Below are 25,745 nucleotides of genomic sequence, written 5' to 3'. Positions count from 1 at the left end.
GGCTCCAGCGCACAGAGTACGGTAGGACGGTGACCGTGTCCGACGAGCGAGGCCGTCGCATCGCGAGCGTGGCGGACGAAGCACCCCTCGACACCCGCGTGCGCGTGCCGTGGCCGGTCGACGTGGTGCGCACCCTGCGCCCGCTGCAGCGCGGGCCGTGGGATCCGTGTCATCGCGTCGTCGCCGGCGCCGTCTGGCGTACCTCCCGGATGAACACCGGTGCCGTGACGTACCGACTCACCCAGGACGGTCCGCACGGCGCGCGGTGTCTGGCGTGGGGTCCGGGCGCATCCGAGTTGGTCGATCGGCTTCCGGCGCTGCTCGGCGCCGACGACGACCCATCCGGCTTCGTACCCGAGCATCCCCTGCTCGTCGAGGCGCACCGACGCATGCCTGCCCTGCGCATCACCCGCACGGGCCGGGTGCTCGAATCCCTGGTGCCGGCCATCCTGGAACAGCGGGTGCACGGGGTGGCGGCGTTCGCGTCCTGGCGTCGTCTCGTCACGTGGTTCGGCGATCCGGCGCCCGGTCCGGCCCCGGAGGGCATGCGCGTGCCGCCCTCCGCGGCGACCTGGCGGACCGTGCCGTCCTGGGAGTTCCATCGGGCGAACGTCGACCCCGGCCGCGCACGCACTGTGGTGCGGTGCGCGCAGGTCGCCGACTCCCTCGAGCGCCTCGTGCATGAACCGGCCGCCGACGCCCGACGGAAGTTGCGGGTCGTGCCGGGGGTGGGCGTGTGGACGGCCGCGGAGGTCGCCCAGCGCGCGTTCGGCGACACCGATGCGCTTTCCGTCGGCGACTATCACCTCGCGAAGGTCGTCGGATGGGCGCTGCTCGGTAAGCCCCTCGACGATCCCGGCATGATCGAATACCTCGAACCCCTGCGCCCGCAACGCTATCGGGCGGTTCGACTGATCGTGGAGTCCGGTGGGTACGCGCAGGTTCCGAAACGCGGCCCTCGCACCCCCATCACCGACCACCGTCGGCGGTGACGGGGTCTCGATCCACAGGGCCCGTAATCGTAGACTCGGTCACATGTCCGCCACCCACGACGCGGCCGGCCCCGATCGGCTCGGACACCTCCCGAGCTATCTGATGACCCTGGCGGCGCGACACGTGCATCGCGTCGTGTTCGACCGCCTCGATTCCGCCGATGCCCGAGGTCACCACTACCGGATCCTGGCCGCCCTCGAGGTACACGGTCCGTCCAGTCAGATCGACCTCGCCCGTCGCTGCGGACTCGATCGCAGCGACGTCGCCGCCGCCGTCGACGCACTCGTCGACCGGCGTTTCGTCGAACGAGCACCCGACCCGACCGATCGGCGACGCAACATCATCACCCTCCCCCAGCGCGGGCGCCGGCGACTGTTCGATCTCGACCGGATGCTCACCTCGGCGCAGGACGAGGCGTTCGCTCCCCTCGACGCGGCCGAACGCGCACAGCTCACCGCCATGCTGACCAGAATTGTCGAGTATCACACCAGGCCTGCGCCGATTTCCGCGCAGCAGTCGTAGGCTTGTAGAGGTGCATCCGGCGGAGATCCAGCCGTGAGCACGATCTACGAAAGGACCATCGGCGTGCAGGCCAAACCTTGCCGAGAATCGCGAGTCGTCAAGACCAGCAGGGTGTTTCCCAACGACGTCAACGACCACAACACGTTGTTCGGCGGGAAGCTGATGAGCGACATCGACATGACCGCGTCGATCTCGGCGACCCGTCACAGTCGTGCCTCGGTTGTGACGGCGTCGACCGATTCCGTGGCCTTCCTCGAACCCGTCCGTCCGTCCGATTCGGTGTGCCTCGAGTCGTTCGTGACGTGGACCGGACGTAGCTCGATGGAGGTCTTCGTCAAGGTCACCGCCGAAGATCTGCGCAGCGGGGAGCGGCGCATCGCCGCCACCGCCTTCCTCACCTTCGTCGCCGTCGACGACGGCGGTCGAACCATGCAGGTCCCACCGGTGCTACCCGAATCCGACGAGGAACGCAAGCTGAACGAGTCCGGTGACGAGCGGGCGGAGCACCGCCGCATGCACCGCGCGCAGAGTCAGGAGATGGCGAAGTATCTCACCACGAGCCGGCCGTGGTAGGTGCCTTCACCCGGTGAAGGTCCGTCAACGGCCCGTCGCGAAGGCCGGCGAGCAGCCTCGTGAGGTAGATCGGGCAGTGGGACACTGCGCGGACGACATTCGCAGCATCCTCGGGTGGTATGGCGTCGAGTCGCCGGCTCGCGTTCCGGAGGATCGGTCGTTGGAGCCGTGCCCAGGCCCGCTCACCGAGCACCCGCGCCGCTGCCGCCAACGGAAACTGCGCAATGAACGACAAGCCGATACGGAACTCCCTCCATGACAAACGTTTCCGACCGCGACTCGGACTGACAGCAGCCGGCGAACGTGCACGGCCATGGCGTTCGAGTTCGAACCCGACCTGTCCACGGAGGGAGTTCCCGACGATGTGGCAGGTGCCCCAGCCCGATGCGTAGAGTTCACGCTCGATACCGTCGGCGATTCCGCGGACCCGACCTCATGCACCCTGACACGTTCCCGACGACGAGAAAGGAGCATCGTGACCGAGTATTGGAATCACAACACGGTCTTCCACTCGGAGTTGCTCGCAGCGGTTCCGCACCGTGACAGCAGCGTCCTCGATATCGGCTGCGGCGACGGACTTCTCCTTCGGAAACTCGCCACGGCAGCTGCATCGGTCACCGGCATCGATTCGGATCACTCGGCTGTCGCCCGAGCGCGCGCACGCCTTGCCGACACCCCCGACGCGCACGTCGTCGAGGGAGATGTCCTCACCTCGTCGGAACTCGATGATCGGCGCTTCGACCTGATCACGTGCGTCGCCACCCTCCATCACATGCCGCTGATCATCGCGCTCGAACGCATGCGAGAACTTCTGGCCCCGGAAGGGAGCCTGTGCATCGTGGGGCTGTCTGCCAACAAGACCGTGATCGATCGGCTCGTCGCCGGGGCCCTTGTTCTTCCCGTTCGCGTAGCGAGCACCATCCACCGCGAATCCGGCTACCCCGGCATGACGACCGAACAACCCCGCGAGTCACTCGCCGATATCCGTCGCGCGGCCGCGATGGTGCTGCCCGGAAGCCGTATCCATCGACGCTTCTACTACCGCTACACGCTGGACTGGACCAAGCCCCTCTGAGGGAATCAGTGAAATCCCGGTGATCGGCGTCGAACTGTGGAAGTATCTCGACGACTCGACGCGAAGGGGGATCGCGTGTTCGACATCGAGCTTTCGGCAGGAACGATCGAGTACGAGGACACCGGTGGCGACGGACCGATTCTCGTGTTCATCCACGGTCTACTGATGGACGGAACCGCGTGGCGAAACGTCGTGGAACAACTCCGCGGCACCTACCGCTGCATCGCGCCGACCTGGCCTCTCGGCTCGCACCGCATACCGATGCGCCCGGAGGCAGACCTCACCCTCGTCGGCATGGGCCATCTCATCGGGGAGTTCCTCGACGCTCTCGACCTGCGTGACGTCACGCTGATCCAGAACGATTGGGGCGGCGCCCAGGCCTTCTTCGCCGTGTCGAATCCCGAACGGGTCTCGCGACTCGTGCTCGCCGCGTGCGAGGCATTCGACAACTACCCTCCCGGCCCGGTGAAACGACTCCTGCCGCTGGTCAAGCTTCCGGGTGGGGTACGCCTGCTCATGGCGGTGCTCGGCACGAAGTTCGGCCGGCGTGGCCCCGGCACCTGGGGATGGATGAGCAAACGTCCGGTACCCGGCCCCGTCATGGACGCCTGGTTCCGCCCGGCCACCGTCGACCGGAACATCCGGCGTGATCTGGCCAAGTACGCACTCTCGGCCCCGCCCAAGCAACAGCTGCTCGAGATCGCTGCGAAAGCGGCGCAATTCTCCGGGCCGGTGCTGGTCGTGTGGGCCACCGAGGACCGCATGATGCCGCGCGATCACGGGCGACGCCTCGCCGAGGCCTTCCCCGACGCGCGGCTGGTCGAAATCGACGACAGCTACACCCTGCTGGCCGAAGACCAGCCCGAGAAGCTCACGGCGGCGATCGAAGAGTTCTTGACCGCCACAGCACGCTGAGACGTCCCGCATCCGGATACGACTCGGCGGTTACAGCGCCCGCGCGATGATCTGCTTCATGACCTCGTTCGCGCCGGCGTAGATCCGCTGGACGCGCGCGTCCTCGTACATCCGCGCGATGAGGTATTCGCGCATGTAGCCGTAGCCGCCGTGCAACTGCACGCACCGGTCGATGACCTCGCACTGCTTGTCGGTCAGCCAGTACTTGACCATCGCGGCATCGGACGGATCGAGTTGGCCCTTCAGGTGCTGCTCGATGCAGTGGTCGAGGAAGATGCGGCAGGTGCGGGCGATGGTTTGACACTCGGCGAGTTCGAAGGCCGTGTTCTGGAACTCGAACAGGCTGTGCCCGAACGCCTGTCGCGCCTTGGTGTAGCGGACGGTCTCCTCGACGGCCCGGTCCATCGCACCGGCGGCCTGCGCGCCGATGATCAGACGTTCCTGCACGAGCTGTGCCATGAGCTGACCGAAGCCGAGACCTTCGGATTCGCCGAGCAGGTTCGTCACGGGCACGCGCACGTCGACGAACGACAGCTCGGAGGTGTCGGCGGCGTGCTGGCCGACCTTGTCGAGCACACGGCCCACCGAGAAGCCCGGGGCGTCACGGAGATCCACGATGACCAGCGACACACCCTTGGCGCCTGCCTTCGGGTCGGTTTTGACGGCGAGGACGATGACGTCGGCCGAAGAACCGTTGGTGATGAAGGTCTTCGAGCCGTTGACGACGTAGTGGTCGCCGTCGCGCACCGCGGTGGTCTTGATCGCTTTGAGGTCCGAACCCGCGCCGGGTTCGGTCATGCCGATGGCACCGAGGATCTCGCCGGTGGCCATGCCCGGCAGCCACGTCTTCTTCTGCTCCTCGTTGCCGTATTCGAGGATGTAGTGCGCGACGATGCCGCTGTGCACGGAGTTGCCGAACGCGAGATCGCCGGAGTAGCCCTGCGCGTCGAACACCGCGAGGTCGTGCGCGAAGGTACCGCCGCCACCCCCGTATTCCTCGGGGATCGAGCAGCACAGCAGACCGAGTTTGCCGGCCTCGAGCCACACCTCACGATCGATACGACGCTGCGAATCCCACTTCTCGGCCTTGCCCATGACCTCGCGATCGAAGAACTCGCGCGCGAGATCGTAGACGGCAGAGACCTCGTCGTCGTACCAGGAGGCGACGTGCTTCTTCGGCATCGGGTTCGGATTTCCTTTTCGCAGTGTTCGGTCGGAGTGGTCAGGATCCGCGCAGTTCGCGCTTGAGGAGCTTGCCGCTCTGGTTACGCGGCAGGACGTCGGCGAAGCGAACGGCCTTGGGCACCTTGAACGGTGCGAGGCGCTGCTTGACGTGGTCGATCAAGGTGGGCTCGTCGAGCTCGTGACCGTCCTTGAGGACGACCACCGCGGTCACCGCTTCGATCCATTTCTCGTCCGGAGTACCGATCACCGCGACCTCCGCGACGGCCGAATGCGTGTAGATCGCGTCCTCGACCTCACGTGAGGCGACGAGGATGCCACCGGTGTTGATGACGTCCTTGATGCGATCGACGACGGTGATGAAGCCTTCGGCGTCGCGGGTGACGAGGTCGCCGGAGTGGAACCAGCCGTCGCGAAAGGCCTCCTCCGTCGTGGCGGGATTCTCCCAATAGCCCAGGCACAGTTGCGGTGAGCGGTACAGGATCTCACCGGGTTCACCGTCGGGGACGTCGTTGCCGTCGGCGTCGACGACGCGGGTTTCGACGAACAGCACGGCCCGGCCGCACGAGGCGGGACGCGCGTCGTGTTCCTCGGGGCGGAGGACGGTGGCGAGCGGACCGATCTCGGATTGGCCGAAACAGTTGTAGAAGCCGAGCTCCGGGTAGCGGCCGCGGAGTCGCTCGAGGACGGTGACGGGCATGATCGACGCTCCGTACTGCGCCTTGCGCAGCGACGACAGGTCGCGCTCGTCGAGGTCGGGATGGTTGGTCAGCGGCACCCACACCGTCGGGGCGAGGAACAGCGATCCGATGCGCTCCTCCTCCACCAGCCGCAGGATCTCGGCGACGTCGGGTGCGGGCAGCAGCCGCACGGTCGCACCGACCGCGAAGTACGGGATGAGGAAGACGTGCATCGCCGCGGAGTGGTAGAGCGGCATGCACACGAGCGGGTCGTCGCCGGCCGACAGGTCGAGCGCCTCGATCGACGACATGTATTCGAAGGTGAGCGCCTGGTGGGTCATCATGGCGCCCTTGGGCTTCGACGTCGTGCCCGAGGTGTAGAGGAGCTGGACGAGGTCGGTGTCGGCCACGGCGACGTCGAGCGCCGGCACGTCGCCGGTCTGCGCGACCGTCACCAGGGAGTCGTCGGCGTCGCGGAGCGGGACGACGGTCTCGGCCGGCACGTCGGCCAGGACGGCGTCGAGATTGTCGCGCAACACGGGGTCGACGAGCACGGCTTTCGCGCCCGACTGACCGAGCAGGTACGACAGTTCCTCGCCGCGCAGTGCGTAGTTGATCGGCACGTGCACCAGGCCGGCGCGGGCAGCGGCGAGATATCCGATCGCGTAGCCGTCGGAGTTGGTGCCGTAGGCGGCCACGCGGTCGCCCTTGGACAGGCCCAACGAGAGCAGGTGCGCAGCGGCACGGGTGACGGCGTCGTCGAGTTCCCGGTAGGTGAACTGCCGGTCGCCGAAGCGGAGTGCGACGCGGGCGGGATAGCGCGCGGCGGTGCGGTGGAGGATGCCGTCGACGGTGCTCTGACGCGGGTCGGGGGTCATGCAGTGAACTTTATAGGACGTCCAACCAACTAGTCCAGACCTAGCGATCGCTCGGGATCAGCGGTCCTTCCAGACCGGTGCCCGCTTCTCGAGGAAGGCCGTCATCCCCTCCTGCGCGTCGTCGATCATCGCGTTCGACGCCATCGTCTCCGCCATTGCGGCATAGGCCGTCTCTTGCGGCAGATCGATCTGCCGGTAGAACGCCTCCTTGCCGATCCGCATCGTCTCGGGGGACGACGTGGCGATCTTCAGGGCGAGCTCGGTGGTCGCGGTCTCCAGCGTCTCCGGTTCGACGACGTAGTTCACCAGGCCCCAGTCGGCGGCGGTCTGCGCGTCGATGGTGTCGCCGGTCAGCAGCATCTGCAGCGCCCGCTTGCGGCCGATCGCGCGGCTGACCGCGACCATCGGCGTCGAGCAGAACAACCCGATCCGCACACCCGGGGTACCGAAGCGAGCGTCGCCGGCAGCGACGGCGAGATCGCACGCAGCGACGAGCTGGCATCCCGCCGCGAGCGCCGTGCCCTGCACCGATGCGATCACCGGTTGAGGGATCGACTGCACGGTCCGCATCATCTCGTTGCACGTCTCGAAGATCGCGCGTTCCTCGTCGAGCGTGCGTCCGATCATCTGCCGCAGGTCGTGCCCGGCCGAGAACACCGGGCCTTCCGCGCGGACCACGATCACCTTCGTGTCGGCCGCGAGCGCCGTCAGACCGGCGATGACCTCGCGCATCGTCTCCACCGACAGCGGGTTGCGCTGCTCCGGGCGGTCGAGGGTGAGCACCCCGATACCGCTGGCCTCGTCGACAGCGATGAGCACGGGCGGGGGCAGGGTGTCGACGGCGTCGGGGCCGTCCGCAGAGCGATCCGTCACGTTCCCTTTCCTACACCACCGGCGGGTTACCGGCGCGGCATCGACGAGACGAGATCCGCGACGCGGGCGGGCGCCCGACCGAGCAGCGCCGCCGTCACGGCGCTTCCCGCGACGAAGCCGTGATCGTCGTAGAAGTCGAACATCGCCGCCAGACGCTCCCGGGTATCCGCGGGCAGGTCGCGGCCGTGGCGCTCCATCCACACCGGGACGGACACCTGCTCGATCTCCACCGACCGCCCGGCGACCGCGCACAGCTGCCGCACACTCACCGAGTCCGGTCCCCCGAGCTCGTAGGTGGCGCCGTGGTGGATGTCCGTACCCTCGACGAGGACACGGGCCGCCACCGTCGCGACGTCCGACAGGGCGACGAACGAGAACGGCGCGTCGGGGTCGTAGGGGACGTCGAGTGCATCGACCGAGCCGTCGAGGACGGATGCGAAGTTCTCCGTGTACGCGCAGGGCTGCAGAACGGTCCACCGCACCCCGGAAGCGTGCAGGATGTCCTCGCAACGCGCCTTGTCGAGGTGGTGCGGCATCGCCGGCGTGTACGGCCAGGCGACGGAGTGGTAGACGACGTGATCGACACCTGCCTCGGCCACCGCCGCGAGGAACCGTTCGAACAGCGCCGGTTCGTCGGGGTGCATGTTCGGGGCGATGAAGTAGACGCCACGGCAGCCCGACAGGGCGTCGACGAGCCCGGCACCGGTCTCGAGGTCGACAGCACGATCCCCCGCCTGCCGAGCGGTGTGCACCACTCGGCGGACGGGGGTCGTGTCTGCTGTCTCCAGCGCCGCGATGACAGCCGTTCCGGTCTTCCCCGCGGCACCGATCACTGCGAGATCGGTGCCGCGGGAGAAAGTGGCCGTCGTCGACATCAGTTGCCGATGAAGTCGTACTCGGCGAACTCGGCACCACCCGACAGGCGGGCGTAACCGGGACCGCGGTCGAAGAAGGGCTCTTCCTCGCCGCGCTCGGCGCGCATCTGCGCACGCAGCGCCTCGGTGGCCTCGACGTCGGCGACGGGCTCCTCCGCCGAGGTGTCCTTCAGGATCACGCCGTAGTCGTCGCGGGCGCCCTCGACGGACACCTTGCGCCACAGCACGTCCCGGACCACCTCGTCGATCGGACGATCGAGCGGGTCGCCCCAGCCACCGCCACCGGTGGTGCGGATGCGCACGACCTCGCCGGCCTTGATCGGCTCGGCGTCCGTGAGGGCGTCGAACTCGCGCTCGTTCGGGCCGCCGGGATCGAGGGTGACGGAGAACGGCTTGCCGGCCTTGCCGCCCTTGACGCCCCAGCAGGCGAGGATCGAACGGTCCGCGATGGACATGAAGTTCGCGTCCTTGAGCATGCGGATGTGCTTCTCGTAGCCGAGACCACCGCGGTAGCGGCCGGCCCCACCGGAATCGATTGCCAGACCCAGCTTCTCGACGATGAACGGGAAACGGCTCTCGGTGAACTCCGTGGGCAGGTTCCGCGAGTCGGGCACCACGTGGATGGTGTCCTCACCGTCGGCGTAGTGCCGGCCGCCGGAGCCGCCGCCGAGCACCTCACGCATGAGGTAGGAGTGGCCGTCGAAGTCCTCGCCGTACACACCGGTGTAGCGGATGGTCTCCTGGTCGGCGGGCATGTTGCCGTCGACCGCCTTGGCGACCACACCGGAGAGCACACCGAGCAGACGCAGGATCACGAACGTGCGAGCGTTGGTGGGAGCGGGGAAGATCGGCGTGATGAGCGTGCCCGGCTCCGGGAACCTCATCTCGATCAGCGGCACGACACCTTCGTTGACGTCCAGTTCCGCCATGCGGTCCGGGGTGTCGGCCAGGTTGCGGAGGATCGGCGCCAGCCACTTGATGAGGAAGTTGCCGTCGGCGTAGTCACCGCAGTGGTTGATCGGGCCCTTCGCCTGCGGACCGGTGCCGTTGAAGTCCAGGATCAGGCGCTCGCCGCCCTCGTCCTCCGGGGAGGTCTTGGTGAGGGTGATGCGCTGCACGTGCAGCATGGGCTCGTCCACACCGTCGTGCTCGGCGTAGTCCTCCCAGGTGTACGTGCCCACCGGGATCTTGCTGAGGATCTCGCGGCGGTAGGTCTCCGTGGTGGCGTCGAGGATCGCGTCGAAGCAGGCCTCGACGGTCTCGACACCGTAGCGTTCGAACAGTTCCGACAGTCGACGCGCACCCATGAGGCACGCCGAGCACTCGGCGTCGAGGTCGGCGGCGAGCGAATCGGGCATGCGGGAGTTGCGGGTCATGATCCGCAGCGCCGCCTCGTTGGGAACGCCCTGGTCCCACAGCTTGATCGGCGGGACCATCAGTCCCTCCTCGTACACGGTGGTCGCACCCGAGGGCATGGAGCCCGGGCAGCAACCGCCGATGTCGTCGTGGTGGCCGAAGGCCTGCACGAACGCGACCACCGAAGGCTCGGTGTCGCCGGGGCGGGTCGCGAAGACCGGGACCGTGACGCACAGGTCGGGCAGGTGCCCGATGCCGCCTTCGGAGAGGTAGACGTCGTTGTGGAAGAAGACGTCGCCGGGCTTCATCGTCTCGAGCGGGAAGTCCCGCGCCACCGGATGCACGAGCGCCGAGTACGAACGACCGGTGAGCTTGCGCAGGTTGCGGTCGTGGATGCCGGCACGGAAGTCGTGGGCGTCGCGGATCATCGGCGAGCGCGAGGTCCGGGAGATGGAGGTCTCCACCTCCATCTCGACACTGGCGAGGTAGCCGGCGACGATCTCGACCAGCACCGGATCGGGAGCGCTACCCGAAGCGTCGGTCAGCCGGAAGGGCTTGCGGGTCGTGGCCGCGGCGGGTTCGAGAGTCGCAGTCATCGGGTGGCTCCGTTCGAGTCGGACGTCTTGCTGAGGCGGATGTTGCCGAAAGTGTCGATGCGAGCGCGGAATCCGGGATGAACCGGGATGGTCGAGCTGAATTCCTCGATCACGGCGGGACCTTCGAGTTCGTCGCCGGCGCCGAGGCGGGCGCGGTCGTACACGCGGGTGGTGACCCACTCGTCGAAGTACGCCTGACGGGTGCCGGTGAGCGCGTCGTCCGCCCCCGTGCCCGGGGCGATCTCGGCGAGTTCCGGTCGCTTGATGGGGCCGATACCGCTGACGCGGAGGTTGACCCATTCCACGTGCTGGTGGGGATCGTTGCGGAAGTCGTAGCCGTAGAGCTCGCGATGGGCCTGGTGGAAGCGTTCGGCCGCCTCGTCCATCAGTTCCTGGGTGATGGGGCCGTCGCCGACCGGCACACGCACCTCGAAGGCCTGGCCGAAATAGCGCAGGTCCGCCGAGCGGGCGTACTGCCGCTGATCGGGCCCGAATCCCTCGTCCTCCAGGGCACGTTCGGCCTCGGCCGCGAGGGCGTCGAGTCCGGCCTGTAGTTCCTCGATCTCCAACCGGTCGTGGCGGCTGACGTGCGTCTGCACATAGTCGTTGCGGACATCGACGGTCAGCAGCCCGAAGGCCGAGACGTTGCCGGGCTCGAGCGGCACGAGGACGTCCTTGAGACCGAGGATGTCGATGAGGCGACAGGCCAGCAGCGACCCGGAGCCGCCGAAGGTCACCAAGGTGAAGTCGCGGACGTCGAGACCACGCTTGACGGTGATCTGGCGCAGCGCGTTGGCCTGGTTCCAGGCCGACACTTCGAGAATGCCCGTGGCGCACGCCTCGAATTCGAGGCCGAGACGGTGTGCGAGCTCCTCGACGCCCTTGCGGGCGAGTTCGGTGTCGAGCGGGATCTCACCGCCGAGCAGGTGGGGAGGGATGCGACCGAGCAGGACGTGGGCGTCGGTGATGGTCGGCTCGTTGCCACCCTTGGCGTAGCACAGGGGTCCGGGATCGGCGCCCGCCGACTGCGGGCCGACGCGCAGGGTGCCCTCGGGGGTCATCCACGCGATGGAGCCACCGCCGGCGCCGACGGTCACCACGTCGATCATGGGGATCTTGGACGGGTAGACACCCACGCGACCTTCCGTGGTGAGTGCCGGCTCGCCGCCGACGACCACGGTGACGTCCGTGGAGGTGCCGCCACCGTCGCAGGTCAGCACCTGGTCGACACCGGCGACGCCGGCAATCAGGGCCGCACCCAGGGCACCGGCTGCAGGGCCGGAGAGCACGGTCGTGATCGGCTGGTGCACGACCTCCTTCGCCGACAGCACGCCACCGTTGGACTTCATCACGTAGAACGGGATGTCGCGCTGTTCGCCCTCGGCGGAGGAGAACTCGCGGAGCCGGTTCGCGATGTTGTTGACGTAGTTGCGGATGTTGGGCTTGACCGCGGCGTCGACGAGGGTCGTGATGGACCGCTCGTACTCGCGGTACTCGCGCAGCACCTCGCTGGAGATGCTCACGGTCGCCTCCGGGTACTCCTCCATGAGGATGTCGCGGACGCGGCGCTCGTGCTCGGGGTTGGCGTAAGAGTGCATGAGGCACACGCCGACGGTGCGGATCTCGCGGTCCTTGAAGAAGCGGGCGGCGGCGCGGACGTCGTCCTCGTTCAGGGGACGAATCTCGCTGCCGTTGTAGGCGAGACGACCGCGGATGGTGCGGACACGGTCGGCCGGCACGATGCGGTCGGGCTTGACCCAGAAGTAGGAGTTGCCGTAGCCGTCGGGGACCGACTGGCGGGCGATCTCGAGGACGTGTTCGTAGCCCTCGGTGGTGATGAATCCGAGGGTGCCGACCTTGCCCTCGAGGAGCTTGTTGGTCGCGACGGTGGTGCCGTGACTGACGGCGTCGATCGCGTCGCCGGTCTCGCCGAGCTGCGCGAGGACCTTCTCGATGCCTGCGAGGAAGCCGATGGCCGGATCCTGCGGTGTCGACGGGGTCTTCGTGGTGACGATGGCGCCGGACTCGTCGTCCACCGCGACCACGTCCGTGAATGTTCCGCCGGTATCGATACCGACCCGAATCTTCCTGGATCCCATGTTTCCTCCTGGGTTCGTCTCGCCGGTGTCCCACCTGACGTCTGATGACATTCCACCCCCTGAGCGGCGGTGTTTCTTTGTCACATCTCGCCGANCCCCCGGGCCGTGATGGCCCGGGGGTGCCGTGGAGATTCGACGAGAAGGTCAGCGTCGGGCGAGGATCGCTCCCAGGGCGACGCCCGCCAGCGCGATACCGGCGCCCACTCCCGCGGACAGCAGAACGGTTGCTACCGAAGGTGTTCCGGCCGGTACCGGTGCAGCGGACGCAGCGGCCACGGGCAGCGCGGTGGTCTTCACACCCGCACCCTCGGCGACCTCGGCCACTTCGGCTCCGTTCATGCCCGCGACAACTTCGGCTTCAGCCGCACTCGGCGCCGCCGGCAGACCGTCGGCGATCACACCGTCGATGCCGTTGAAGAACACACCGGCCATCTTCTTGGCGACACCGGTGATCATCCGTTGTCCGACACCACCGACCATGCCGCCGACGACCGCGTCCGCGTCGTAGGTGAGCACGGTGCCGCCGTCGCGTTCTTCGAGACGCACCGTCACATCGGCCTTGACCGTTCCCGGGGCACCGGATCCCGATGCCGTCATCACGAACGATTCGGGGCGATTCTGCTGCGACAGAACCACTTCCCCGTCGTAGGTGCCCTTGATGGAGGCCACTCCGGCGGTGATGGACAGCTTGTAGTGGTTGTCGTTGATCTGCTCGAGCGACTGCACGCCCGGGATCGTCGCCGCGAGAACACGGCCGTCCTGCAGGCTGTCGTACACCACGTCGGGAGGTGCCTGCAGTTGCGCGGTACCGGCGATTCTCATTCGTTCTCCTTGTTTCGGGACGCCGCGTGGGTCAGACGCAGCTCGAACAACTCCGAGGGGGAAATCGGCATGCTGGTGATCGGGATACCCTCCGCGTCCTCGACGGCCGCGGCGATCACCGCCGAGGTCGGGATGACACCGGCCTCACCGGCGCCCTTCATCCCGAGGGGATTGAGTGCGGACGGGGTGACGGTGTGGTCCATCTCGAGAGAGTCGGGCATCTCCGTCACGAAGGGCATGAGGAAGTCCATGTACGACGCGTTGAGCATCTGCCCGTGCTCGTCGTAGACGATCTTCTCGTAGAGTGCGCCGCCGATGCCCTGCGCAACCGCGCCCTGCACCTGGCCTTCGACGATGCGCGGGTTGATGACGTTGCCGCAGTCGTGCACCACCGCGTACCGGAGCACCCGGATCTCGGCGGTGACGGGATCGGTCTCGACGATCGCCGCGTGGATTCCCGACGCGAACGTCGAGGTGGGCGGCGAGTAGTAGCCGGTCGCCTCCAGGCCGGGCTGCTCACCCTCGAGGACGGGCGGCACCGACATGTCGGTCTCGGCGTTCGCGAATCCCGTTGCGCGACGGGATGCGTCGTCGAAGGCGTAGCGGAGCGGGTTCGACAGTACGGCCACGACACCGAGTGGGATCGAGGTGCCCTCCGCGCCGGGTTCGGTGCCCACCACGCACACGTGCCCCTCGCGCAGTTCGAGATCGGCGACATCGGCGTGGAGGTGGTCCGCGGCGATCTTCTTCGCCTTCTCCGCCACCATCTGCGCGGCGACGTGGAATGCGGATCCGGACATCACGGCACCGCGCGAGGCGAACGTGCCGACCGCGTACCCGAATCGGCGGGTGTCGCCGGTGACGATCTCGACATCGGAGACCGGCACACCGAGATCGTCCGCGACGATCTGCGCGAAGGAGGTCTGGTGTCCCTGGCCCTGGGTGGTCAGGCCCGTGGCGGCCTTGACCTTGCCCGATGTCTCGATGAGCACGTGTGCGCCCTCGTACGGGCCCGGTCCCGTGCCCTCGACGTACGCTCCAACACCGATTCCGACGCGGCGGCCCTCGGCGCGGGCACGTTCCTTGTACTCGGCGAACTCGTCCCAGCCGATGAGCTTCTTGAGCTTGTCCATTCCGGCCTGGTAGTCGCCGGTGTCGTAGATGAGGGGACGGCCGTCCTGGAAGATCAGGTGGAAGTCGTAGGGCATCTCCTCGGGGCGGATGAAGTTGGTCTCGCGGACCTCGAGGACATCCTTGCCGAGATGCTTGGCGATGGCGTCCATCGCCCGCTCCATTGCGAACACGCCCTGGGGTCGTCCCGCGCCGCGGTAGGGCGTGACGATGACCGTGTTGGTGTACAGCGAATAGGCGTCCACCCGGAAGGCGCGCGGTTTGTAGGGGCCGAGCACCTGGGTGGAGGTGTTGAGCAGCACGATGATTCCGTACGGCAGGTACGCGCCGTTGTCGTGCCAGATCGAGAAGTCGAAGGCCAGCAGCCTGCCGTCGTCGTCGAACCCGACGGTGACCTCGTGGACCTGCCCGCGCTCGTGGGCGCTCGAGATGAAATGTTCGCGCCGGTCCTCGACCCACTTGACCTCGCTGGAGATCCCGGCCTGCCCCAGCTTGCGGGCGGCCCAGGTGACCATGACCTCCTCGGGCCACGGGTGGACGATCTTCACACCGAAACCACCACCGACGTCGGGGGCGATGCAATGGACCTTGTTGTGCGCCATGCCCAGTCGCGCGGCGATCGCAGCACGGGCGGACGTCGAGGTTTGGGTGGACGTCCAGAAGGTCAGCACCTTCTCGTCGTCGTCCCAGCGGGCGTAGACGCCCTTGCCCTCCATCGGCATCGACGCCGAACGTTCGATCTCGAGGTCGAGGGTCAACGTGTGCGGTGCCGCGGCGAGTTCCGCCTCGATGTCGCCGAACCCGTGCTGGAGGTGCGCCGCGACGTTGTCGGGCACATCCGGATGGACGACGTGCTCGGCGTTGCGTGCGGTGTCGACACCGACCACGGCCGGAAGGGCCTCGTAGGTGATGTCGATCAGCGCGCAGGCGTCCTCGGCGATGTACCGGTTGTCGGCCACGACCATCACGATCGCCTCACCGACATGGTTCACCTCGTCCTTGGCGAGCGGATATCCGTTGCGCGGAGCGGTGATCGCGGGGTGCGGGATGAGCAGTGGGAGATTCTCGGCCATCTCGGGCGAGTCGGCCTCGAGATCGTCGTAGGTGTAGATGGCGTGCACGCCCGGCAGTTCGAGAGCCGCATCGACGGCGATGTCGAGGATGCGGGCGTGCGCGTGCGGCGACCGGACGAAGGCCGCGGCGAGCGCGCCGTGCCCGAGATCGTCGAGATAGCGGCCGTTACCGCTGACGAGCCGGTTGTCCTCGACACGCGGGATGGGCTTGCCGAACGACTTGCCCGACTCGGTGGCACCACCGATGTCGGCGGGGGCGAGGTCGGTTGCCGTGCTCGTCGAGACCGAGGTGGAGACGGGCGAATCGGAGACGCTGGTCATGCTCGTCCTGCCTTTCCTCCGACCGGAGCGGTGGCGCCGCGGACCTTGGCGTCGAGCGAGGCGCGTGCCGCCTCGCTGTCGGGGCCGAGCGGTGACCCTCCGGACCGTTCGCGCTTGATCTCGGCGGCGCGCAGCACGGCCGCCCGGATGTTCTGGTAGCCCGTGCACCGGCAGAGGTTGCCGGCGATCGCATCGGTCGCCTCCTCGTGGGTGGGCGACGGGTTCTCCTCGAGGAAAGCGGCGATCGTGGTGACGAATCCCGGTGTGCAGAAACCGCATTGCAGACCGTGGCAGTCGACGAACGCCTCCTGCACGGGATGCAGGGTGCCGTCCGGTTCGACGAGCCCTTCGACCGTCGTCACCGAGCGGCCCTCGAGGCTCGCAGCGAGCACGAGGCACGACCGCACCGGCTTGCCGTCGAGCAGAACCGTGCACGCGCCGCACACACCGTGCTCGCATCCCACATGGGTCCCGGTCTGGCGGAGGTGATGACGGATCGCGTCCGATGCCAGCGTGCGCGAGGGCAGCACCACGGTCTGCGTCACGCCGTTGAGGGTGAAGGTCACGGCGACGTGGTGCTCGCCGGTCTCCGCCTGCAGCTCGTCGACCTGTTCGGCGACGGTCCGCCGCGAGGCATCGCGACCACCCTTGTGGATCGAGCTCGTCATCGACTTCCTCCCGTGTGCATCGGTACCCGTGTGTCGTCGCGGATCGCGTCCTGCGCGGCCGCGAAGCCGACACGGCCGGTCAGTGCCGCCACCAGCTGCGACCGGTAGCGGTCGGTGGCGTGGATGTCCGCCTCCGTCTCGACGGTCTCGCGTGCCTTCTCCGCGACCTGCTGCCAGAGCGGGTCGCGCTCGTCGTGCGCCGAGGCTCCGCGCAGGATGTCGGTGTAGTCGACGACCTGCCCGAGTTCTCCCGCGGAGACGTAGGTCATCCGGGCGGACGTCACCGCGCCGTCCTCGACCTCCACCTGCGCGACCACGCCGACGAGTGCGTAGTCGCCGTGGCGTCGTGCGATCTCGTCGATGGCGGTGCCGGTGCCCGGCCGCGCAGCCGGCACCGTCACGCTGGTGGCGATCTCGTCGGCCTCGAGGGTCGATTCGAGCGGCCCGGCGAACAGCTCGGCGGCGGGGATCTGCCGGACTCCGCGGACGGAGCGAACCGTGAGCGTTCCCCCGAGCAGCGACAGCACGGCCGGCATCTCCGCGGACGGATCGGCGTGGACGATCGATCCCACGGTCGTTCCGCGATTGCGGATGGTCGGGTGTGCGACCAACCGGAGCGCGCGGCCCAGCAGGGGCTGGACCTGCGCGACCGTCGAATCGGATTCGAGCGCTGTGTGGGTGGTGAGAGCGTCGAAGGTGACGCCGAGTTCCGGTGAAGCGGAGATCGCGTCGAGGCGCGGGATCGAGCCGATGTCGACGAGGTGAGCCGGTGCCGCCAGGCGCATCGACAGCAGTGGAATCAGTGACTGGCCGCCGGCGAGCACTTTGCCCTCGTGCGCGACCCCCGCGAGGATCTCGCAGGCTTCATCGATCGACCGCGGTCGGTGGTAGGTGAGTGGCGACGGTTTCATTGAACAGATCCTGCCCGCATAGTGTGATCGGCGTTTCGTGGAGAAGTGACAAAGCTCACCGGTCGACAATGTCAGATGTAATAGAGGTCACGCGAACTCCTTCAGCCTCCCGGCGCCGCTCTCCCCGTCGGGATCGGGCTCCGTCCGGACCGGTTGTCCCTGATCGGAGGGGGTATCGGGATCCTCGGGGGCGATGTCCTTGGGGGCGATGACCCGGCACAGGTGGTAGAGACCGATAACGACGATGGTGCCCAGCGCGATGCCGCTCAGCGAGAACGTGTCGGTGAACTCGAGGCTGGTGTCGCCGATGGCGATGATCAGGCCGGCCGCGACGGGCATGAGGTTGCGCGGGTCGCCGAAGTCGACGCCGTTCTCCTTCCAGATCTTGGCGCCGAGCAGGCCGATGATGCCGTAGAGGACCACGGTGATGCCGCCGAGCACGCCGCCGGGGGTCGCGGAGATGACCGCGCCGAACTTCGGGGAGAAGCCGAGGAGCATCGCGATGACACCGGCCGCGGCGTAGGCGGCCGTCGAGTACACGCGGGTCGCGGCCATGACGCCGATGTTCTCCGCGTAGGTCGTCGTCGGGGAACCGCCGACACCGGTGGCGAGGGCCGTGGCGAGACCGTCACCGGCCAGCGCGCGTCCCATCATGGGGTCGAGATCGGTCTTGGTGATCTCGGCGACCGCTTTGACGTGTCCGGCGTTCTCCGCGATCAGGGCGATGACGCCGGGCAGCACGAGCACGATGAAGGTGAGGCTGAACGACGGGGCATGGATGCCGACGACACCGGCGGCTTCGTCCGTGAACGGCGGCAGACCGAACCACGGCGCGGACGCGACGCCGTCCCAGTTCACGCGGAAGTGTTCGGTGACGGCGTCGGCACCGGCGTCGTAGGAGGTGATCGGTCCGCTGATCCGGTCGAGGATCCACGACAGTGCGTAGCCGAACAGCAATGCCAGGAAGATGGCGACGCGGCCGAGGAAGCCGCGCAGCACGACACTGCCCACGATCAGCGCGATCATCACCGTCAGCGCGACCCACTGATCCTGCGGCCAGTAGGTACCGGCCACCACCGGCGCCAGGTTGAAGCCGATGAGCATGACCACCGCGCCGGTGACGACCGGCGGCAGGATCTTGAAGACCAGCGAGCCGCCGAGGAAGTGGATCACCACACCGATCGCGGCGAGCACGAGCCCGGAGACCATGATCGCACCGGTGACCTCCGACGGCGAGCCGCCCTGGGCGTAGATCGCGGCGATGCCGCCGACGAAGGCCGCGGAGGTACCGAGATAGCTGGGGATCCGGCCCTTGACGACAGCGAGGAAGAACAGGGTGCAGAAGCCCGAAAGCATGACTGCGAGTTGCGGGTTGAGTCCCATGATGATGGGGAAGACGAAGGTGGCGCCGAACATCGACACCACGTGCTGGCCGCCCAGGCCGATGGTGCGGCCCCAACTCAGGCGCTCCATCGGCGCCACGACCTGTCCCGGTTCTATGTTCTTGCCGTCTCCGTGCACTGTCCAGATGGGCATATCGGACCTTTCAGCAGAGTGTGGGTGCCGATAGCGTTCACGTGGATCGTTACGCCTGTGTTGCCGATCACACGTGTACTTCGGTAGCCGCAAACGCTAACGGAGCAGCTCCGGCCCGGCGTGGGAGGAATCTGCCAGGAGCGACCTTCCGAAATTGGCAAGATCGGTGGTTGATCGTCAGGAATCGATCCCGCGCATCGCGATGATCTTGAGGGCGAGCGAAAGGTCCAGCCGCAGTTCGGGCTGCTCGGTGAAGGGACCGAGGATCTTTTCGAGTTTCGCCACACGATAGCGCAGAGTGTTGTAATGAAAATGTAACTGGCGCGCGGCTTCTGCGATGTTGATGTTGGTGGCGAGGAGCACCTCGAGGGTACGGCACATGTCCTGCGCCTCGGCCGTGCCGTCGGTCAGTTCCTTGAGCGTCTCGCGCGCGAACGACTCGAGTTCCTCGGTGTCCTCGACGAGGCTCAGCAACCGGTACACACCCAGATCGTCGAAATGGGTCACCGCCCACGGCCCGGAGATCTTGCGCCCCACTTCGAGTGCCGTGCGCGCCTGGGCGTAGAGCACCGGCAGGTCGTCGGTGGACGACGACGCACGCGAGACCCCCACACCGAACGGGCGACGTCCTCCCCCACCGGCTCCGCGCACCTGGGCGACGAGTTCGTGCACGAGGGTCATCGTGTCGCTGCCCTCACCCATGAGCACGACGGTCTCGGTCGCCAGGGCCGTGACGGACGCTCCGGAATCGCGGCCGGCGAGCGCACCCGCGAACGCGCGGGCCTGCCGTTCCACGACGGGCAGTCGCGCCGGTGCCGCCGAGGAATCGTCGTCCACGCGATCGGGTTCGACGGCGACCACCACCACCGGGCGGTCGAGATTCCAGCCGAACATCTGGGCGTGCACGATCACCTGTTCGGGTTCCCCGGCGCGGCCGCGCAACAGGTCCCGGACGAAGTTGGCCCGGTGCTTCTCCTCGACCGCCGACACTGCGAGTTCACGACTGACGACGAGCGCACACACCGTCGCCGCCTGCTCCACGAGATACAGATCCGGCGCGGAGAGATCGCGTGCGGGACAGAAGAACACGAGCCGGCCGTGGTCTATGCCATTGGCGGAGATCGCGGCGATCGCCACGTACTCGTTGCCGAATCGGTGCAGACCGAGCCCGCCCTCGATCGAATCGGTCCGCACCCGGCCAGTCGCGTCGACAGCCGCCGTCGAGGACAGCCAGGCGAAATCGGACTCTTTTCCGGCCCTGTAGGTCTGGCGTCCGTCGGGCGTGGTGATCAGAACCGCCCCGCCGAGCCGGCGCGAGATGCCTTCGGCGAGCGCCCTGTGCCCACCACCCGCCATGACGATCTCGAGCAGCCCGCGACGGAGGTGATCCGCCTCGAAGACCGCTTCCACCTGAGCGACAGCCATGTCGCGGAGATCCCGCGCGAGACGGTGATCCGCGACGACCTCCTCCGGCGTCGTCAGCACAGGGAGGGGAACGTCGTCCGTGAGACCCTGCGGCAGCGGGTGTCCGGTGTCGAGTCGGACCACCAGAGCCGAGACCTCGCTCCGGTCCAGCCGCGCCAGGAAGTCGGCGATCGGCACGGCGAGTCGCGCGAGCACGGTGGTGGAGGTGACGAGCAGCAGTCCCGGACGCAACCAGGGACCGATCTCGGGGAGCATCATCACCGCGACCCCGGTGACGGCTCGCGCCGTGGAGACGTCACCGGCGATCACCGTCGGTGCGACGAGGAAGCCCGAGGAGACGACGTCCGTGAGCGGGCAGGGTTCGAATGCGACCGCTGCGCTGTCCTCCGGATCCGCTGCGCTGCGATCCGGTTCGGCTGCGCTGGGCCCCGGTTTCTCAGCCTTGCGCACCGTCACAGCAATACCCGTCCACCTGCCAGTCGTTCACCCCTGCGTGGGAGACACGTGACATTAGAGGGCTGTGGCAACACCGTCAATCGCAGGCGGACAAGCCGCAGGTCGGGCAGCACGTCCCGCCGGGACCCGGTGGATGGGTCCGCGCAGTGTCGCGAGGCTGCGTCCGGTGGCACCGCGCGTGCTCACGAGGACCTCGGCGAAGATCGACACGGCCGTTTCCTCCGGGGTGCGCGCCCCGAGGTCGAGTCCGATCGGCGAGTGCAGCCGTCCCAGTTCGTCGGCGGACAGACCGGCCTCGCGCAACAGGGCGACCCGGCGCTCGTGCGTGGAGCGGCTGCCCATCGCCCCGATGTATCCGGCCTCGCAGCGGAGGGCCCGTTCGAGCAGTGGGATGTCGAACTTCTCGTCGTGGGTGAGCACCGCGACGACCGTGGTGGGGTCGATCGGCGCCGACTCGAGGAAGACGTGCGGCCACGCCACCACGACCTCGTCGGCGTCGGGGAATCGGGCGGGCGTCGCGAAGACGGGCCGGGCGTCGATCACCGTCACGCGGTAACCGGCAAACTTCCCCAGCGTGCACAGGGCGGACGCGAAGTCGATGGCACCGAAGACGTACATCCTCGGTCGCGGCGCGAAGATCGCCACGATCTGCGCACGCCCCTCGTCGACATAGACCTCCGAATCGCCGTAGGACAGGCGCAGGCGCACCTCGTCCCCGACGTCGGTGCCGTCGTCCCCGTCGAGGGTGACCACACGATGGTCGGCGGACTCCCGATCGGTAACGACGGCGACCGGCTCTCCAGCCCCGATCCGCCGTGCCACCTCGGGGAACTCGGGATAGGTCGCGGCATCGACCCGCTGCACGAACACCTCGATGGTGCCGCCGCAGGTCAGACCCACTCCGAAGGCGTCGTCGTCAGTGACGCGGAAGACCTCGGTCCGTGCACGCCCGTCGGCGAGCACGTCACCCGCGATGTCGTACAGCGCGCCTTCGATGCACCCTCCCGAGACACTGCCCACCACCTCGCCCGACCGCGAGACGGCCATCGCGGCGCCGGGTTCGCGCGGCGACGACTTCCAGGTGCGCACGACGGTTGCGAGCGCGAACGTCTCACCGTCGTCGAACCATCGCGACAGCTCGTCGAGAATGTCCCGCACAGCGGTCTCCTTACCGGTGTGTCACAGACGCGCGGCGACGGCCAGCGCGACGTGGTCGTGGAAGGGGCGCGCGACGACCTGCACGCCGATGGGCATGCCGTCACTCGTCCGCCCGACAGGGACGACGACGGACGGGAGGCCGGTGACGCTGATCGTGCGGCAGCTCGCCAGTGCCTCCTGCCAGGTGAGCAGCCGGTCGCCGACAGCGAAACGATCGTCGCTGAGCGGAGGCGCCCCGATGGACGCGACCGGCAGCACCAGCACGTCGCCCATCTCGTCGAGCAGGCGATGGATCAGCGCGGTGCGCCACGCCCAGAGGCCCTCCACCTCCCGATGTTCGGCGCGACCGGCCGTGGACAGCAGGTCGCGGATGACAGCACCGAAGCGGTCGGTCCTCGCCAGCGCGTCGATGTCGGCGTGGGTCTGGGTGGCCCTCAGCCGCCCGAACAACTCGTTCCCCTCTACCAGGGCCGACCCGCGGTATTCACGGGCACCGAGGCGCCGCGCGCTCTCGCGGACGACGTCCTCGATCTCTTCGTCGACGGGCACGGTGCCCTCCCCGGGCGCCCAGGTGATCGTCAGCGTGTCGACGTCGACGGTCGCCGGGTCGGTCCACGCGACGTGCGGTTCGGAGATCATGCGCAGGGCGAGGACGAGGTCGTCGAGGTTCCGTGTCATGGGCCCGACGGTCTGCAGCGCGCCGTGCACCGTCGTCGGATTGGCACGTACATGATCGCCGACGAGCACCCCCGGGTACTGGCCGTCCGCGGACACCCGGCCGACGGTGGGGCGGATCGAGCACAGGCCGGTGCAGTGCGCGGGCCAGCGCACGGACCCGCCGAAATCGGTGCCCAATCCGAGGACGCTCATGCCCGACGCGATCGACGCGGCTTCGCCCCCGCTGGATCCGCCGGGTGAGCGCGGCGACTCGGGGCTGCCGAGCGGGTTCACGGCCGGTCCGAACATCTCGTTGTCCGTGAGCCCGGAGGTCCCGAATTCGGGCGTGTTGGTCTTGCCGACGAGGATCGCGCCGGCCGCCTTCATCGCGGCGACGGCCGGTGCATCGACGACGGGGACGTTGTCGGCCAGCGCCCTCGAGGCGGCCGTCGTGCGCACGCCTGCGGTGGCGATGAGGTCCTTGACGGTGAACGGCACCCCGGCGAGCGGACCGGCCACCTCGCCGCGGTCGAGGCGTCGGTCGAGGGCGTCGGCCTCGGCGAGGGCACTCTCCGCCGCGACGGTGACGATCGCGTTGAGGCGCGTGTTCTGCTCGGCGATCAGGGCGAGATGGTCCTCGACGACCCGACGGGCGGTGACCTCGCGGTTGCGGACCACGGCGGCGATCGACCGCGCGTCGGCGCCGGTCCACGTGCCGGTGCGCTCGGTGTCGAGCGTCGGGGATCGACCGTCTACCGCCACTGGCCCTCCTTGGTCTGCGTTCGACGAGAACGCTATGGCCGGCTCCGGGGCCCTCCTACGTCCACACTCCACAGGAAGCCGGTCGCCGCGGTGTGAAGAGTTGATACTTTCCCGCCGGAACGGGCCTGAGAGGATCGGGGAATGATTCCGTCCTGGGCTCGTCTCGCGTTCGCCGTATTCGCGGTGAGCTGGGGCGCCAATCAGTTCGCTCCGATGCAGCTCGTCTACCGCGACCACCTGGGACTCGGCAGCGACTCGTTCACCGCCATGCTCGGCTCCTACATCGTCGGGTTGATCCCCGCCCTGCTCTACTTCGGGCGCGTGGCCGACCGGATCGGGCGTCGTCCGGTGATCCGGGCGATGATCCCGGTGAGCATCGTGTCGTCGATCGTCCTGCTTCTCGGCGCCGATATCCCGGCGTTGCTGTATCTCGGCCGGGTCCTCGCCGGATCGGCATCCGGGATGGCGTTCGGAGCCGGCACCGCGTGGATGAAGGAACTGAGCGAAGGTCCAGGTGTGGGAGCGCGCCGAGCCGCCGTCTCACTGTCGGCGGGATTCGGCAGCGGCGCCCTGTTCGCCGGTCTCATCGCGCAGTGGCTGCCCGCCCCCGACCGTCTGCCCTATCTCGTGCACATCGCTCTGATGGTGGTCGCGCTGGTACTGGTGTGGACCGTCCCCGACGCCCACCGGCCCCGCACCGTGCAGGGCTCGTGGCGCCTGTCGACGCTGTCGTCCCCGCGCTTCCGCTGGGGTGTCGTGCCGTGGGCCCCGTGGGTCTTCGGATGCGCGACCGTCTCGTTCGCCACGATGCCGCCGATCGTCTCGGGCCGCGTGGACAGCGTGGCCGTCGCGTTCACCGGCGTGGTCGCCGCCCTGACCCTGCTCACCGGTGCGTTGATCCAGCCCGTGGCCCGGCGCATCACCCGGCACGGTGAGGACCGTGGCGTCTGGACGGGGGTGGGTCTCGGTGTGCTGGGCTTCGTGACCGCCGGCGTCGCAGTGCTCGTCGACGGCCCGGTATCGGTGCTTGCCGTCCTCGTCACCGCCGTCCTTCTCGGCGGGGGTTACGGCATGCTGCTCGTCTCCGGTCTCGTCACCGTCGAGCACATCGCTCCGCCGGACGAGCTGGCGCAGACCGTCGCCGTCTTCTACTGCCTGATCTATCTGGGTTTCGCGGTGCCCTTCGTCATCTCGCTCGCCGCACCCCACGTCGGGTTCGTCGCATGCTTCGCGGTCGCCGTGGCACTGCTCGTGCTCGCGCTCGTCCCCCGGAAGTTGCTCGCCGATCAGGAAGCGACCCTCGTCGGCTCGCGCTGAGCGAGGCCGACGGGGTCCAGGCCGACGGGGTCCAGGGCGCGCACGTGCCCGAGCAGATCCGACAGCGCACCGGCGACCTCCTGGGGACGGTCGGCGAGCACGCGGTGACCGGCACCGACGAACCGCACGAGGTTCGCGTGCGGCAGCCGCGCCGTCATCATCTCCGACAACGACAAGGGCACGAAGACGTCCTCCGTGCCCGCCGCGACGACCACCGGCACTCTGGCGAGCACATCGAGGGCGGCGGACTCGTCGAGCACCGCGAAGTCGGCCAGCAGTCGCGACCAGGTGACGACGGAGGTCTCGTTCGACAGCGCCGATCCGACCACCCGCAGCCACGATTCCTCCGTGCGCCTGCGTGCGGCAACCGTGCACACCCGGCCCCCGGCGCGTTTCGACAACTCCATGACGCGCGGTGCACGCGACACCGCCCGGTGCACGATGGAGGCGGCCGGATGCCGCAGATAGCGTCCGATACCGCCGTCCGCGAGCCCCGATGCTGCGGTGGCGAACAGGCCGACACCCACGATGCGGTCGCCGACGGCGTCAGGGTGACGACGGACGTAGGACAGTGCGACCATGCCGCCCATCGAATATCCCGCCAGCACCACCGGTCCGTCCGGCGCGAGGGTCCGGAGCACCGCGTCGAGGTCGTCGGCCATCCCGGAGACCGTGCACGCCGTGACGTCGCCGGTCCCGGAACGACCGTGTCCTCGCTGGTCGTAGCGGACGATGCGCAGACCCGGCAGGTCCACCGATTCGCAGACGGCATCCCAGCTCGCGGCGTCCTGGCAGTGGCCGTGCAGGCACACGAGGGTCAGACCCGCATCCCGCGATCCGGTCACCGTGGTGGCCAACGGCACTCCGTCGTCGGCAACCACGGTCACACGA

General features: G+C 68.2%; 21 protein-coding genes. 6 read left to right on the top strand and 15 right to left on the bottom strand.

What is annotated here, in order from left to right:
- Positions 1–29: 29 nt before the first annotated feature.
- From QR64_RS17745 to QR64_RS17720, 5 genes are all read left to right on the top strand, one after another.
- A complete protein-coding gene (locus QR64_RS17745; protein WP_006551013.1) occupies positions 30–992 on the top strand; it encodes a DNA-3-methyladenine glycosylase family protein in 963 nt (320 codons plus the stop codon).
- A gap of 43 nt (positions 993–1,035) precedes the next feature.
- Positions 1,036–1,515, top strand: a complete 480-nt coding sequence (locus tag QR64_RS17740; RefSeq protein ID WP_039586507.1) for a MarR family winged helix-turn-helix transcriptional regulator — start codon at positions 1,036–1,038, stop codon at positions 1,513–1,515.
- 63 nt (positions 1,516–1,578) lie between these two features.
- Positions 1,579–2,088, top strand: a complete 510-nt coding sequence (locus QR64_RS17735) for an acyl-CoA thioesterase (protein ID WP_006551015.1) — start codon at positions 1,579–1,581, stop codon at positions 2,086–2,088.
- Positions 2,089–2,563: 475 nt separating this feature from the next.
- On the top strand, positions 2,564–3,163 hold the full coding sequence (locus QR64_RS17725) for a class I SAM-dependent methyltransferase (RefSeq protein ID WP_084222359.1): 600 nt from the start codon (positions 2,564–2,566) through the stop codon (positions 3,161–3,163).
- Between the two features lie 75 nt (positions 3,164–3,238).
- Positions 3,239–4,078: an alpha/beta fold hydrolase gene (locus tag QR64_RS17720; protein WP_039586503.1), complete on the top strand. Its 840-nt coding sequence runs from the start codon at positions 3,239–3,241 to the stop codon at positions 4,076–4,078.
- 30 nt (positions 4,079–4,108) lie between these two features.
- Here QR64_RS17720 and QR64_RS17715 read toward each other — a convergent pair whose 3' ends face one another.
- From QR64_RS17715 to QR64_RS17650, 14 genes are all read right to left on the bottom strand, one after another.
- Positions 4,109–5,260, bottom strand: a complete 1,152-nt coding sequence (locus QR64_RS17715) for an acyl-CoA dehydrogenase family protein (protein WP_039586501.1) — start codon at positions 5,258–5,260, stop codon at positions 4,109–4,111.
- A gap of 40 nt (positions 5,261–5,300) precedes the next feature.
- Positions 5,301–6,818: an acyl-CoA synthetase gene (locus QR64_RS17710; protein WP_039586500.1), complete on the bottom strand. Its 1,518-nt coding sequence runs from the start codon at positions 6,816–6,818 to the stop codon at positions 5,301–5,303.
- Positions 6,819–6,875: 57 nt separating this feature from the next.
- The gene (locus QR64_RS17705; RefSeq protein ID WP_006551020.1) at positions 6,876–7,691 is read right to left on the bottom strand and encodes an enoyl-CoA hydratase; all 816 of its coding nucleotides are present in this window, start codon (positions 7,689–7,691) and stop codon (positions 6,876–6,878) included.
- Between the two features lie 26 nt (positions 7,692–7,717).
- Entirely contained in the window at positions 7,718–8,566 is an 849-nt protein-coding gene (locus QR64_RS17700) for an SDR family oxidoreductase (protein WP_039586499.1), read from the bottom strand.
- Positions 8,566–10,518, bottom strand: coding sequence for a hydantoinase B/oxoprolinase family protein (locus QR64_RS17695; protein ID WP_006551022.1), 1,953 nt, complete (start codon positions 10,516–10,518; stop codon positions 8,566–8,568). The genes QR64_RS17700 and QR64_RS17695 overlap by 1 nt, the downstream gene beginning before the upstream one ends.
- Positions 10,515–12,617: a hydantoinase/oxoprolinase family protein gene (locus tag QR64_RS17690; protein WP_039586498.1), complete on the bottom strand. Its 2,103-nt coding sequence runs from the start codon at positions 12,615–12,617 to the stop codon at positions 10,515–10,517. Before QR64_RS17690 ends, QR64_RS17695 begins: the two co-directional genes overlap by 4 nt.
- A gap of 144 nt (positions 12,618–12,761) precedes the next feature.
- Complete coding sequence (locus QR64_RS17685) at positions 12,762–13,439, bottom strand: SRPBCC family protein (RefSeq protein ID WP_039586497.1); 678 nt, start codon at positions 13,437–13,439, stop codon at positions 12,762–12,764.
- Positions 13,436–15,964, bottom strand: a complete 2,529-nt coding sequence (gene cutA, locus QR64_RS17680) for an aerobic carbon-monoxide dehydrogenase large subunit (RefSeq protein ID WP_006551026.1) — start codon at positions 15,962–15,964, stop codon at positions 13,436–13,438. The genes QR64_RS17685 and cutA overlap by 4 nt, the downstream gene beginning before the upstream one ends.
- Positions 15,961–16,632: a (2Fe-2S)-binding protein gene (locus QR64_RS17675; RefSeq protein ID WP_006551027.1), complete on the bottom strand. Its 672-nt coding sequence runs from the start codon at positions 16,630–16,632 to the stop codon at positions 15,961–15,963. Before QR64_RS17675 ends, cutA begins: the two co-directional genes overlap by 4 nt.
- Entirely contained in the window at positions 16,629–17,543 is a 915-nt protein-coding gene (locus QR64_RS17670) for an FAD binding domain-containing protein (RefSeq protein ID WP_019290758.1), read from the bottom strand. Before QR64_RS17670 ends, QR64_RS17675 begins: the two co-directional genes overlap by 4 nt.
- An 87-nt stretch (positions 17,544–17,630) precedes the next feature.
- On the bottom strand, positions 17,631–19,079 hold the full coding sequence (locus QR64_RS17665) for a uracil-xanthine permease family protein (RefSeq protein WP_039586495.1): 1,449 nt from the start codon (positions 19,077–19,079) through the stop codon (positions 17,631–17,633).
- Positions 19,080–19,256: 177 nt separating this feature from the next.
- Entirely contained in the window at positions 19,257–20,960 is a 1,704-nt protein-coding gene (locus QR64_RS17660) for a helix-turn-helix domain-containing protein (protein WP_033098441.1), read from the bottom strand.
- A 54-nt stretch (positions 20,961–21,014) separates the two neighbouring features.
- Positions 21,015–22,118 carry an XdhC family protein gene (locus tag QR64_RS17655; RefSeq protein WP_006551033.1) on the bottom strand — a complete coding sequence of 368 codons (1,104 nt, stop codon included), beginning with the start codon at positions 22,116–22,118 and terminating at the stop codon, positions 21,015–21,017.
- Positions 22,119–22,139: 21 nt separating this feature from the next.
- Complete coding sequence (locus QR64_RS17650; RefSeq protein ID WP_039586493.1) at positions 22,140–23,537, bottom strand: amidase; 1,398 nt, start codon at positions 23,535–23,537, stop codon at positions 22,140–22,142.
- Between the two features lie 141 nt (positions 23,538–23,678).
- Here QR64_RS17650 and QR64_RS17645 point away from each other — a divergent pair, with 141 nt between their 5' ends.
- Positions 23,679–24,854, top strand: coding sequence for an MFS transporter (locus tag QR64_RS17645; RefSeq protein WP_039586490.1), 1,176 nt, complete (start codon positions 23,679–23,681; stop codon positions 24,852–24,854).
- On the opposite strand, the gene QR64_RS17640 is transcribed toward QR64_RS17645, so the two are convergent.
- Entirely contained in the window at positions 24,824–25,741 is a 918-nt protein-coding gene (locus QR64_RS17640) for an alpha/beta fold hydrolase (RefSeq protein WP_052227354.1), read from the bottom strand. The two genes, QR64_RS17645 and QR64_RS17640, sit on opposite strands and share 31 nt — an antisense overlap.
- Positions 25,742–25,745: the final 4 nt, after the last annotated feature.

Origin of the sequence: Rhodococcus sp. Chr-9, from assembly GCF_000801125.1 — a bacterium.
GTDB classification, from domain to species: Bacteria; Actinomycetota; Actinomycetes; order Mycobacteriales; family Mycobacteriaceae; genus Rhodococcus; species Rhodococcus pyridinivorans.
The sequence above is the reverse complement of the archived record's forward strand: the minus strand, read 5'-3'. Positions and strand labels throughout refer to the sequence as shown.